Origin of the sequence: Amaricoccus sp. (assembly GCF_047602525.1) — a bacterium.
Classification (GTDB): Bacteria; Pseudomonadota; Alphaproteobacteria; order Rhodobacterales; family Rhodobacteraceae; genus Amaricoccus.
The window spans coordinates 772,202-784,175 of the sequence record NZ_JASGHB010000001.1 but is presented as its reverse complement, the minus strand read 5'-3'; the positions used below and the strand labels follow the sequence as shown (position 1 = coordinate 784,175).

The 11,974-nt window shown below is 69.9% G+C and carries 10 protein-coding genes; 7 read left to right on the top strand and 3 right to left on the bottom strand.

All coding sequences use genetic code 11. The annotated features are described in order from the left end of the window. Nucleotides 1-13: 13 nt before the first annotated feature. Complete coding sequence (locus QM699_RS04340) at nt 14-961, top strand: ABC transporter substrate-binding protein (RefSeq protein WP_415009976.1); 948 nt, start codon at nt 14-16, stop codon at nt 959-961. Nucleotides 962-1,224: 263 nt separating this feature from the next. Then, on the top strand, nt 1,225-3,201 hold the full coding sequence (locus QM699_RS04335; protein ID WP_415012694.1) for a catalase: 1,977 nt from the start codon (nt 1,225-1,227) through the stop codon (nt 3,199-3,201). Nucleotides 3,202-3,381: 180 nt separating this feature from the next. Here QM699_RS04335 and QM699_RS04330 read toward each other — a convergent pair whose 3' ends face one another. The 3 genes from QM699_RS04330 to QM699_RS04320 all read right to left on the bottom strand — a co-directional run bounded on the left by QM699_RS04330 (nt 3,382) and on the right by QM699_RS04320 (nt 6,585). Beyond that, nucleotides 3,382-4,206, bottom strand: coding sequence for a transglutaminase-like domain-containing protein (locus tag QM699_RS04330; RefSeq protein ID WP_415009975.1), 825 nt, complete (start codon nt 4,204-4,206; stop codon nt 3,382-3,384). 57 nt (nt 4,207-4,263) lie between these two features. Then, nucleotides 4,264-5,202, bottom strand: coding sequence for a transglutaminase family protein (locus QM699_RS04325; protein ID WP_415009974.1), 939 nt, complete (start codon nt 5,200-5,202; stop codon nt 4,264-4,266). An 81-nt stretch (nt 5,203-5,283) separates the two neighbouring features. Continuing rightward, nucleotides 5,284-6,585: a class I SAM-dependent methyltransferase gene (locus QM699_RS04320; RefSeq protein ID WP_415009973.1), complete on the bottom strand. Its 1,302-nt coding sequence runs from the start codon at nt 6,583-6,585 to the stop codon at nt 5,284-5,286. Nucleotides 6,586-6,768: 183 nt separating this feature from the next. Here QM699_RS04320 and QM699_RS04315 point away from each other — a divergent pair, with 183 nt between their 5' ends. The 5 genes from QM699_RS04315 to QM699_RS04295 all read left to right on the top strand — a co-directional run bounded on the left by QM699_RS04315 (nt 6,769) and on the right by QM699_RS04295 (nt 11,920). Then, the gene (locus QM699_RS04315) at nt 6,769-7,929 is read left to right on the top strand and encodes an aminodeoxychorismate synthase component I (RefSeq protein WP_415009972.1); all 1,161 of its coding nucleotides are present in this window, start codon (nt 6,769-6,771) and stop codon (nt 7,927-7,929) included. Next, nucleotides 7,884-8,525 carry an aminotransferase class IV family protein gene (locus tag QM699_RS04310; RefSeq protein WP_415009971.1) on the top strand — a complete coding sequence of 214 codons (642 nt, stop codon included), beginning with the start codon at nt 7,884-7,886 and terminating at the stop codon, nt 8,523-8,525. The genes QM699_RS04315 and QM699_RS04310 overlap by 46 nt, the downstream gene beginning before the upstream one ends. Before the next feature lie 66 nt (nt 8,526-8,591). Next, nucleotides 8,592-10,370: an aspartate--tRNA ligase gene (aspS, locus tag QM699_RS04305; protein ID WP_415012693.1), complete on the top strand. Its 1,779-nt coding sequence runs from the start codon at nt 8,592-8,594 to the stop codon at nt 10,368-10,370. Between the two features lie 44 nt (nt 10,371-10,414). Continuing rightward, nucleotides 10,415-11,053 (top strand): chloramphenicol phosphotransferase CPT family protein, encoded by a 639-nt coding sequence (locus QM699_RS04300; protein WP_415009970.1) that lies wholly within the window; start codon nt 10,415-10,417, stop codon nt 11,051-11,053. An 81-nt stretch (nt 11,054-11,134) separates the two neighbouring features. Continuing rightward, complete coding sequence (locus tag QM699_RS04295; protein ID WP_415009969.1) at nt 11,135-11,920, top strand: BglII/BstYI family type II restriction endonuclease; 786 nt, start codon at nt 11,135-11,137, stop codon at nt 11,918-11,920. Nucleotides 11,921-11,974: the final 54 nt, after the last annotated feature.

Genomic DNA, 11,974 nt, shown 5'->3' with positions numbered 1-11,974 from the left:
AGGGAGGACTCAAATGATCGCACGACGCACACTCCTCGGCGCCCTCAGCGCCGCTGCGCTCATCGCGGGCGCAGGCCTCGCGCACGCGCAGGACAAGATGTATATCCCGCTGATCTCCAAGGGCTTTCAGCACCAGTTCTGGCAGGCGGTGAAGGCGGGCGCCGACAAGGCCGCCACCGAACTCGGCGTCACCGTGACCTTCGAGGGGCCGGACACCGAGGCGCAGGTTGATCGCCAGATCGACATGCTCGCCGCGGCGCTGGCCAAGAAGCCCGCGGCGATCGGCTTCGCCGCCCTCGACAGCCAGGCCGCGATCCCGCTCCTGAAGCAGGCGCAGGCCGACAAGATCCCGGTCATCGCCTTTGACTCCGGCGTCGACAGCGACATCCCCGTCGCCACCGCCGCCACCGACAACCTCGCCGCTGCGGCGCTCGCCGCCGACAAGATGGCCGAACTGATCGGCGGCAAGGGCAAGGTCGCCCTCGTCGTCCACGACCAGACCTCGCGCACCGGCGTCGACCGCCGCGACGGCTTCGTCAACGAGATCAAGGCGAAGTATCCCGACATCGAGATCGTCGACATCCAGTACGGTGGCGGCGACCAGCTGCAGTCGACCGAGATCGCCAAGGCGATCCTGACCGCCAACCCCGATCTCAAGGGCATGTTCGGCGCCAACGAGGGCTCGGCGATCGGCGTCGTCAACGCCGTGAGCGAGCTGGGCCGCAAGGATGTGGTGGTGATCGGCTACGACAGCGGCAAGCAGCAGAAGGAAGCGATCAAGTCCGGGCTGATGGCCGGCGCGATCACCCAGAACCCGGTCGGCATCGGCTACGAGACGGTCAAGGCGGCCGTCGCCGCCGCCAAGGGCGAGCCGGTCGAGAAGAACATCGACACCGGCTTCTACTGGTACGACAAGACCAACATGGACGATCCGAAGATCGCCGCGGTTCTCTACGACTGACGCCACCCGGGAGCGGGCCGCGCGCCCGCTCCCATCCCTTGCCGGCCCCGAGAAATCTCGGAACCCTCGCCGCCCCCCACGGTTGACTGATGGACGCCGGCCCCTCCGTGCCGGCACGCATCCAGCCGAGGGACCCCCCGATGCCAGACGACGCCCCGCTCTACCATCCGACCGCCGACACCCAGACCGGCAACGAGACCACCGAGCGTCCGCGCAATCCCGGGAACGGCGGCGAGACGCAGCAGGCGCCCGACAACGGCGCGATGACGACCGCACAGGGCGTGCCCGTCTCCGACAACCAGAACTCGCTCAAGGCCGGCGTCCGCGGCCCGACCCTGCTCGAGGACTTCGCGCTCCGCGAGAAGATCTTCCACTTCGACCACGAGCGTATTCCCGAGCGCGTCGTCCATGCCCGCGGCTATGGTGCCCATGGCTACTTCGAGGCGACCGACGACCTCTCCGATCTCACCATGGCCGCTCCCTTGCAGGAAAAGGGCAAGCGCACCCCCGCGTTCGTCCGCTTCTCCACCGTCGCCGGCAACAAGGGCTCGGCCGACCTCGTGCGCGACGTGCGCGGCTTTGCCGTCAAGCTCTACACCGAGGCCGGCAACTGGGACATCGTCGGCAACAACATCCCGGTGTTCTTCATCCAGGACGCGATGAAGTTCCCCGACCTCGTGCATTCGGTGAAGGACGAGCCCGACCGCGGTTTTCCGCAGGCGGCGTCCGCCCATGACAACTTCTGGGACTTCGTGTCGCTGATGCCGGAATCGCTGCACATGATCATGTGGGCGATGTCCGACCGCGCGATTCCGCGCAGCTTCCGCTTCATGGAAGGCTTCGGCGTCCACACCTTCCGGCTCGTCAACGCCGAGGGAAAATCCTCGTTCGTCAAGTTCCACTGGAAGCCGAAGCTCGGGATGCAGTCGGTGGTCTGGGACGAGGCGGTGAAGATCAACGGCGCCGACCCCGACTTTCACCGCCGCGACCTCTGGACCGCGATCCAGAACGGCGACTTCCCGGAATGGGAACTGGGCCTGCAGATCTTCGACGACGCCTTCGCCGACGGCTTCGCCTTCGACGTGCTCGACCCGACCAAGCTCATCCCCGAGGAAGAGCTGCCGATCCGCATCGTCGGCCGGCTGGTGCTCGACCGGATGGTCGACAACTTCTTCGCCGAGACCGAGCAGGTGGCGTTCTGTACCCAGAACATCGTTCCGGGCATCGACTTCACCAACGACCCGCTGCTGCAGGGCCGAAACTTCTCGTACCTCGATACCCAGATCAAGCGGCTGGGCGGCCCGAACTTCACCCATATCCCGATCAACGCCCCGCGCTGCCCGATCCACCACTTCCAGCAGGACGGCCACATGCAGGTCCGGGGCCCCAAGGGCCGCGCGAACTACGAGCCGAACTCCTGGAGCCAGGGCGGCCCGCGCGCCGATGCCAGGACCGGATTCCGCAGCTTTCCCGAGCCGATCAACGGCGAGAAGCGCAAGCTCCGCGCCGAGAGCTTCGCTGATCACTACAGCCAGGCCCGGCAGTTCTACCGCAGCCAGACCCCGGTGGAGCAGGCACACATCGCCGCGGCGATCACCTTCGAGCTCTCCAAGGTCGAGACCTCCGCGATCCGCGAGCGTGCGGCCTCGCATCTGCCGAACATCGACAAGGAACTGGCACGCAAGGTGTTCGCTGGCCTCGGCTTCGCCAACGCCCCCAAGCCCGCGGAACCGGCCGTGGTCCCGGTCGACCTGCCGCCTTCCGACAAGCTCTCGATCCTGAAGAACACGCCCGCCTCGTTCGAGGGCCGCAAGCTCGGCCTGCTGCTGACCGATGGCGTCGACGCCAGTCTCGTGGCCGACATCACCTCGACCTTCGAGGCCGAGGGGGCAACGGTGGAGATCATCGCCGCCAAGGTCGGGGGTGTCGCGGACGCGGCCGGCAAGACCATCGAGGCGAAGCACCAGATCGACGGCGCGCCCTCGGTCGTCTTCGACGCGGTGACGATCGTGGCCAGCGACGACGGCATCGCCGCGCTCGTCGCCAGCCATCCGGCCAGGGGGTTCGCGGCCGACGCGTTCGCGCACGCCAAGCTCATCGGCCTCGCGGGCACCGCCGGCCAGCTCCTCGACGCGGCGGGCGTCACCGACCGCGACGGCGGCATTCTCGATCTCGCGGACGGCGTGGGCCCGTTCCTGGAAGTGTGCCGCAAGCTGCGCTTCTGGGAGCGTGTCTCCTGAGAGATCAGGACGGGAGGGATGGCGTGCGCGCCAGCCCTCCTCCGCTACGCCTCGTCCCTGAAATCGGGACGTGTTGCAGAGCGACCGATATTTCCTGCGGGAAATCGCTCCACCGCTTCAAACGACGAAGGGCGAGCCACAACCGGCCCGCCCCCCGTTCATTCCATGCCTTCAGCCGTTTCAGGCAGCCGCTGCCTCAGGCGGCACCTCGTCGGTGTAGACCTCGAACACCTCGAGACGCGATGCGCCGAAGGTCGTCGAGATCGCCACGTCGGTCGCGTCCCGCCCGGTTGCCATCAGGACGCGCCCGATGCGCGGCGTGTTGTGCCGCGCGTCGAAGGTGTACCACTGCCCGCCCAGCCAGACCTGGAACCACGCACTGAAATCCATCGGATCGGGCACCGGCGGAATGCCGATATCACCGAGATAGCCGGTGCAGTACCGCGCAGGGATGTTCATCGCCCGGCAGAGCGCCACGGAGAGATGCGCGAAGTCGCGGCAGACTCCCACCCGGTCGTTGAACGCTCCGACGGCCGTGCGCCGGCTGTCGGCCTGCTGATAGTCGAACCGGATATGGTCGTGGACGAAACCGACGATCGCCTGCACCCGCGCCCATCCCGCGGGGACCGAGCCAAATTGCGACCAGGCGAAATCCGCCAGCACGTCCGTCTCGCAGTACCGGCTGCCATGCAGGAACACGAGCACATCCGCCGGCAACGTGTCGATGGCCTGCTGTTCGACCCACGGCGCCACGTCGTCCGGCTGGCCGCTGTCGGCGATGTCGAACAGCGTCGAGACCGTCGTCCTGCCCACCGGCGCCACCAGGCGGGTGAGGATATTGCCGAACTCGTCGACGAACTCGCGCGCCGGCACGCCGGGACTGATGGTCACGGTCTGGGGCGACAGCAGGTCGGCGTGGCGGGACGGGTGGATGTTGAGGGCCAGCACCATCGCGGTCGGACGCTCGCAGGCGTAGGTGAGGGTGTATCCGCAGCGGATGCGCATCGAAACCTTCCTGATCGTTTCGTTCCTGACCGACGATCTGCTCGATCGGTGTGGGGTTCAAACTCGACCGGGCCGGCAAAGTTCCCCGTTCGCATCACGATCACCCGCTTCGTGATCGCGACGGCCACCGGCCTCGGTCGTCACCTGGACCTGCACCGACATGCTCTCGAAGTCCTCGGCGCGCCCGCCGAACGTGCCCGACAGCGGCACCGCCTGGGTGGGGTCGCGCGTCACGGCGACGCGGATCAACTCGTGGTTGCCCACGATGCCGTTGGTCGGATCGAACTCCACCCAGCCGGCGCCGGGCAGGTAGACCTGGCACCACGCATGGGTGGCTCCCCCGCCGCGGATCTCCGACCCGTCCCGCTCGGGCATGTAGACATAGCCGGTGACAAAGCGCGCCGCGAACCCGAGGCAGCGCACCGCCTCCATCATCAGCAACGCGAAGTCCCGGCAGGTGCCCCGGCGCAGCGCCAGCGTCATCCGCGGCGGCTGCGTGCCGTGCTCGTTCCGGCGGCCGTACGAAAAGCTTTCGTGGATCGCGTAGCACAGCGTCATCAGCAGCACGCCCGTCGGCGTCGGCTTGCCCGGCTTCACGAACCGCGCGGCGAAATGCTCGACCTCCGGGTCGGGATAGTGCGGCCGGATGGTGGCGGCGAGGTCCACCATCTCTTCGGGGGAATAGGCGAACGGATAGGTGAGCGCGCTGTCGGCGATCGACAGGTGCGGCTCGGCCTGTGGCGTGTGCTCGAGGCGGATCCGGCTCTCGAAGCGCAGTTCCCGGGCAACGCCGGGTATCTCCACCTGCGCGACGCAGTTGCCGAACACGTCGAGCAGCCAGCGCACCGACGCCGGCGCCGGATCGACATCGAGCTCCGCCGAAAACAGGCGCTGGTCGAAGCTGTCGCGCGGTCGGAACAGCACCTGGTGCGGGCCGAACCCGACCGGGCGCGCATAGCGATACATGGTGACGTGGCGGACATGGTAGATCGGCATCGGCGCTCGCGCAGGCAGGAAATCGCCTGCATCATGGGCGAGGCCGCGGCGCAACAGAAGCGGGACCTTCGGGTTTTTTGCTCACGAGGCGTCGCGGCGCAGGCGCGCGACCCCGGCCGGCGGCTCGGCCTGGAGCGCGGCGTACTCCGGCACCTGCCATTCCCGCTCCCGGAGCCGCTCCATGGCCTCGGCGACATACGCCCGGGTCAGCGGCACGCGCTGCTGCTCGCGCGCGAGCTGGAAGTGCGAGACGTGGATGTGGTCGTGCCGGAACGCGCTTTCCGAGCCGGCGAGGTAGAACTCCCACATGCGCAGGAACCGCTCGTCGTAGAGCGCCACGACCTCGTCGCGACGGGCAAGGAAGCGCTCGCGCCACGCCTTCACCGTCTCGGCATAATGCAGCGACAGGATCTCGACGTCGCGCAGCAGCAGGCCCGCCCGCTCGATCGCGGGCACGACCTCGCCAACGGACGGGATGTAGCCACCCGGGAAGATGTATTTCTCGAGGAACGGCTGGTTGTAGAGCGCCGGCGCCGGCTGGGTCATGCTGTGCAGAAGCATCACGCCGTCCGGCGCCAGCAGCCGCGCCGCGGTCCGGAAGAACACCGGAAACTGCCGCTTGCCCACGTGCTCGAACATCCCGACCGAGACGATGTTGTCGAAGGTCTCGCGAACCTCGCGATAGTCCTGCAGGCGGAAGCGCACCCGACGCGACAGCCCGGCGGCCTCAGCCCGGGCCTCGGCGATTCGCAGCTGCTCCCGGCTGAGGGTGATGCCGGTGACGTCCGCGTCGCAGCAGCGCGCGAGGTAGAGCGCCATGCCGCCCCAGCCGCAGCCGATGTCGAGCACCCGCGCATCCGGCCGCACCAGCAGCTTCGCCGCGATCAGCCGCTTCTTGGCGAGCTGCGCCTGATCGAGGGTCATGTCGGGCCGCTCGAACCAGGCGCACGAATATTGCATGTCGTCATCGAGGAACAGCCGGTAGAGCCGTTCGTCCAGATCGTAGTGGTGGGCGACGTTGGCGCGCGCGGCCTTGAGCCCGATCGCCCGCGCGACGGGCGCGAGCGCGACGCTCCGGCGCAGGTGCTGGAACCACGCGCCGGGCGTCGAGACTTCCGGGCGCATGTTCGACTTGGCGACCGCGATCAGCCCGTAGATGTCGCCGTGCTCGATCACGAGCGCGCCGTCCATGTAAGCCTCGGCCACCGCGAGTCCGGGATCGAGGGCGATCGCGCGCAGGCGGGCGGGATCGGTGATGCGGATCGCGATCAGTGCACCGCTGCCGTCGCCGTAGGTCTCGCCGCGCCCGGAGGGAAAGCTCACCCGCAGGTTGCCGTGGGAAATGCCAGTGCGCAGCGCGGTATCGAGGACGTTTTCGAGCATGGGAGACGGTCCGGCCGGTCAAAGTCGTAAGCCAAGTTAGTGTTCTCCCGCCACTTGGCAATGGGACCGCCGCAAGCGTTTCCGGCGGTCTCGAACAGGGGCGACACCATCCCGCTCTGGATCTCGCGGTCGTCGCACCGTAAGCGCTGGCGCGAATGGGCAAGCGGTCGGAGGGCTGGAGCCGTGCATTCGCGTCCCCCGGGCGATGCCGACGCCGCAGCGGCCTTCGTCGAGGTCGACGCCGGCCCGGATGGCGCGCCCGCCCGGTTCGAGGCGCCGCTCGGCCTCGTCGTTGCGCACGAGCCCGCCGACGTGGCGGCCGCGCTCGCCGCGCTCGATGCGGCGCTCCGCGGTGGCCGCTGGCTGGCCGGCTTCGCGGCCTACGAGCTCGGCCTCGCCCTCGAGCCCCGGCTCGCGCCGCTCCTGCCCGCCCGCCGCCGCCTGCCGCTGCTCGCCTTCGGGATCTTCGACGCGCCCGGGCCCGTCCGGCGCGCCGCGCCCGGCGGCGCGCTGCTCGATCTCGTGCCCGCGTGGAGCCGGGCGCAGTATGGCGCCGCCTTCGACCGCGTGGCCGCCTACATCCGCGCCGGCGACATCTATCAGGCCAACCTCACCTTCCCGCTCGCCGGCCGCTGGCAGGGCGATCCGGCGGCGATCGCCGCCGCCCTTGCCGCGCGCCAGCCGGTCGGCGAGGCGGCGCTGCTCCGGCTGGCCGGGACGACGCTGGTCTCCCGCTCGCCCGAGCTGTTCTTCGCCCTCGACGGCCGCGGCGGCATCGAGACGCGGCCGATGAAGGGCACCGCACCGCACCTCGCCGACCCCGGCGCCGACGCCGCCGCCCGCGCGGCGCTGGCCGGAAGCCCGAAGGATCGGGCGGAGAACCTGATGATCGTCGACCTGCTCCGCAACGACATCGGCCGGATCGCGGAGATCGGCTCGGTGGAGGTGCCGGAGCTTTTCGCGGTCGAGAGCTATGCGACCGTGCACCAGATGGTCTCGCGCGTCACCGGCCGCCTGCGCCCGGGCATCGCCCTCGGCCAGGTCATCGCCGCGCTCTTCCCCTGCGGCTCGGTGACGGGCGCGCCCAAGGTCCGCGCCATGGAGATCATCCGCGAGCTGGAAACCGGGCCACGCGGGGCCTATTGCGGCGCGATCGGCTGGGCCGGGCCGGACGGCCGGGCGCGCTTCAACGTGGCGATCCGCACCCTCGCGCTCCATCCGGGCGGCGAGGCGGTCCTGAACGTCGGCGGCGGTGTGGTCGCGGATTCGACCGCGGACGCGGAATACGAGGAGGCACTGTGGAAGGCTCGCTTCGCGACGACGCTCCCCCCGGCCTGCAGCTGATCGAGACGCTGCTCTGGCAGCCGGCAACGGGCTTCGCGCGCCTGCCGGCGCATCTCGCCCGGCTGCGGGCCAGCGCCGCGACCCTGCGGATCGCCTTCGATGACGCCGCGGTCGAGCCTCTGCTGGCGAGCGTTGCGGGCGACGGCCCGCAGCGGGTCCGGCTGACGCTGGCGCTCGACGGCACCCCTGCGCTCACCTCGGCGCCGCTCGCGCCGACCGCCCCGGCGTGGACGCTGCGCCTCGCCGGCGGGCTCCGGTCGAGCGACCCGTGGCTGCGGCTCAAGACCACCCGGCGCCCGGTCCACGACGCGGAGCGCGCGGCGCTGCCGCCCGGGATCGACGAGGCGCTGCTCCTCAACGAACGCGGCGAGATCTGCGAGGGCACGATCACCAACGTCTTTGCCGACCTGGGCGAGGGCCTTCTCACCCCGCCGCTCGCCTGCGGCGTGCTGCCCGGGGTGCTGCGGGCCGAGCTGGTCGCCGCCGGCACGGCGCGCGAGGCGGTGCTGCGCCCGGGCGATCTGGCGCACGCGCGGGTGCTCGTCGGCAACGCCCTGCGCGGGCTCATCCCGGCGCGGCTCGCAGGCCGGGGTTGACACCGGGCAGGGGCCGGGGTGTATCCGCGCCTGATCGCCCGAGGAGCCACCGAGATGCAGGCCGAGATGCACCGTTACCGTAGCCACACCTGCGCCGAGCTGACGAAGGCCGACGTCGGCCAGACCGTGCGGCTCTCGGGTTGGGTCCATCGCGTGCGCGACCACGGCGGCGTGCTGTTCATCGACCTGCGCGATCACTACGGCATCACCCAGATCCTCGTCGACAGCGACAGCCCGGCGTTTCGCGACGCCGAGAAGGTGCGCGCCGAATGGGTGATCCGCATCGACGGCACGGTCAAGGCCCGCGCGCCCGAACTCGTCAACCCGAAGATCCCGACCGGCGAGATCGAGGTCTACATCCGCGACCTCGAAGTGCTCTCCGTCGCCGAGGACCTGCCGCTGCCGGTGTTCGGCGAGGTCGACTATCCCGAGGAAACCCGCCTCCGCTATCGCTTCCTCGACCTGCGCCGCGAGGCGCTGCACGCGAGCATCATGCTGCGCTCCCGGGTCATCGCCTACCTGCGCGACGCGATGCGGGCGCAGGGCTTCACCGAATTCCAGACGCCGATCCTCACCGCGTCCTCGCCCGAGGGCGCGCGCGACTTCCTCGTGCCGTCGCGCCTGCACCCGGGCAAGTTCTACGCGCTGCCGCAGGCGCCGCAGCAGTTCAAGCAGCTCATCATGGTGGCGGGCTTCGACCGCTACTTCCAGATCGCGCCGTGCTTCCGCGACGAGGATCCCCGCGCCGACCGCTCTCCGGGCGAGTTCTACCAGCTCGATGTCGAGATGAGCTTCGTCGAGCAGGAGGACGTGTTCCAGGCGATCGAGCCGGTGATGCGCGGCGTCTTCGAGGAATTCGGCGGCGGCCGCCCGGTCACGTCGGACTTCCCGCGCATCGCCTATCGCGATTCGATGCTCTGGTACGGCTCCGACAAGCCGGATCTGCGCAACCCGATCAAGATGCAGGTGGTGTCCGAGCACTTCCGCGGCTCCGACTTCAAGGTCTTCGCCGGCATTCTGGAGCAGCCGGGAACGCAGGTCCGTGCCATCCCGGCGCCGGGCGGCGGCAGCCGCAAGTTCTGCGACCGGATGAACGCCTTCGCCCAGGGCGAGGGCCTGCCGGGGATGGGGTACATCTTCTGGCGCCCCGCCGACGGCGGCATGGAAGCGGCTGGACCCGTGGCAAAGGCGCTCGGGCCCGAGCGGACCGAGGCGATCCGGGCGCAGCTCGGCCTCGGCGAGGGCGACGCGGTGTTCTTCCTCGGCGGCCAGCCGGCGAAGTTCGAGCCGGTCGCCGGCAAGGCGCGCAACGTCATCGGCAAGGAGCTGGGGCTGACGGTCGAGGACCGCTTCGATCTCTGCTGGATCGTCGACTTTCCGATGTACGAGGCCGACCCCGAGACCGGAAAGCTCGACTTCAGCCACAACCCGTTCTCGATGCCGCAGGGCGGGCTCGAGGCGCTGGAGACGAAGGCGCCGCTCGACGTGCTCGGCTTCCAGTACGACATCGTCTGCAACGGCGTCGAGCTGTCGTCGGGCGCGGTGCGGAACCACAAGCCCGAGATCATGTACAAGGCGTTCGAGATCGTCGGCTATGGCCGCGCGCATGTGGACGAGCACTTCGGCGGCATGCTCTCGGCGTTCAGGTACGGCGCCCCGCCCCACGCCGGCATCGCGCCGGGGGTCGACCGCATCGTCATGCTGCTGGCCGGGGCGGAAAACATCCGCGAGGTCATCATGTTCCCGATGAACCAGCGCGCCGAGGACCTGATGATGGGCGCGCCGGGCGAGCCGACCAACGAGCAGCTCCGCGACCTCGGGATCCGGCTGGCGCCGAAGGCGTAGCAACGGCGCCCTTCCCGACGTCGCCTGTCCATGAGGAGGCGCGGGTGGGCGACGGCACTGTAGGGCGCATCGTGATCCTGAACGGGGCGCCCCGCTCGGGCAAGTCGAGCATCGTCCGGGCCATTCAGGACAGCTTCGAGGGCCCTTGGCTCAACCTCGGAGTCGACGTCTATGCGGGCGACGTACTGCCGGCCTGGTATCGCCCCGGCATCGGCCTGCGCCCGGGTGGGGAGCGTCCCGACCTGGAGCCACTGATCCCGGTGTTCTACGCGGCGCTCTACGAGTCGATCGCGGTCCACAGCCGGCTCGGCCTCAACGTGGTCGTCGACGTCGGGCATCACGACGCTTACAGCGCGCCGCGCGCCATTCTCCCCGACTGCGCCCGGCGGCTTGCGGGACTGCCGGTGCTGTTCGTGGGTGTACGCTGCTCGATCGGGGTCATCATGGAACGGCGGCGGCAGGCAGAGGCCGGGCGCGAAACGCTGTACCTTACCGGGTCCGACGCTGATCCCGTGCCGGCGCCCGTCGCGGCCTGGCAGCGCGAGGTCCACCGGCCAGGCATCTACGATCTCGAAGTCGACACGACCTCCGCCACGCCGCACGCGTGTGCCGCGCTCATCCGTGCGGCCCTCGGGTCCGTGCGGACGGGTCCGTCCGCATTCCAGCGACTTGCGGGGATGTAGCCGGTTGGGACAACTCGGCGGTTGCATTGCCCCCGCGCTCCGGGGCAATTCGCCGCGAGATCATCGGAGGCGGGGACGGCAGTGCTGGACGAACTGAGGGCGGCGGGCTTCGACGTGCTGACCCGGAACCACGCCGAGGCGATCCTGGCGGTCGATTTCCCCGACGAGACGGCCGAGCTGGTGCGGGCGCTCGAGGGTTTCCGCATCCCAGCCGACGAGATCGTCGGTTCCGGTGGGGGCGAGGCGCGCTCGACCCAGCGGCTGCGCCGCGGGCTGGCCGAGGTGGGGTGGCGCAAGCACCGCTTCGAGATGGCGCTCACCATCGACGGCCGGGTGAAGGAAGCGCAGACCCACGAGATCGACCATGTGCGCTGGGGCAGGCGCGGCACGCTGGCGCTCGAGATCGAGTGGAACAACAAGGATCCGTTCTTCGACCGCGATCTGGAGAACTTCCAGCGGCTGCACGCGCAGTCGGTCATCAGCCTCGGGATCATCGTCACCCGGGGTGCCGCGCTCAACGCCGGGATGGCGGGTCTGGTGGCCGCGTTCCTGCGCGCCCGCGGCGTGGACGACGCCGAGGCGCTGATGCAGTTCGGCATGAAGCGGCGGACCGACCGGCAGGTGCAGGCGGTGGAGCGGCTGGTGGCGGGCGGGGCGGAATTCGCCGAGGCGTTCGCGCGGACGTTCATCGCCGACAAGTTCGGCCAGGCGACGACCCACTGGAAGAAGCTGGAGGACCGGGTGCGGCGCGGCGTCGGCAACCCCTGCCCGCTCCTGCTGCTCGGCCTGCCGGCGAGCGTGGTGGGCGAGATGCCGGCGGCCGCGGCGGAACCGGACCTGCTCGCCCCGGCCGCGCCGGCCGGCTGACCGGGCCCCGGGAAGCCGGTGCGGGACGGGAAGCGGCGGTGCGGGTCGCGCCGT

Coding starts and splice junctions, on each gene's coding strand:
- QM699_RS04325 (WP_415009974.1), bottom strand. CDS start 5,202: ATGCCGATCTACCATGTCCGCCACGTCACCATGTATCGCTATGCGCGC.
- QM699_RS04330 (WP_415009975.1), bottom strand. CDS start 4,206: ATGCGCATCCGCTGCGGATACACCCTCACCTACGCCTGCGAGCGTCCG.
- aspS (WP_415012693.1), top strand. CDS start 8,592: ATGCACCGTTACCGTAGCCACACCTGCGCCGAGCTGACGAAGGCCGAC.
- QM699_RS04320 (WP_415009973.1), bottom strand. CDS start 6,585: ATGCTCGAAAACGTCCTCGATACCGCGCTGCGCACTGGCATTTCCCAC.
- QM699_RS04340 (WP_415009976.1), top strand. CDS start 14: ATGATCGCACGACGCACACTCCTCGGCGCCCTCAGCGCCGCTGCGCTC.
- QM699_RS04335 (WP_415012694.1), top strand. CDS start 1,225: ATGACGACCGCACAGGGCGTGCCCGTCTCCGACAACCAGAACTCGCTC.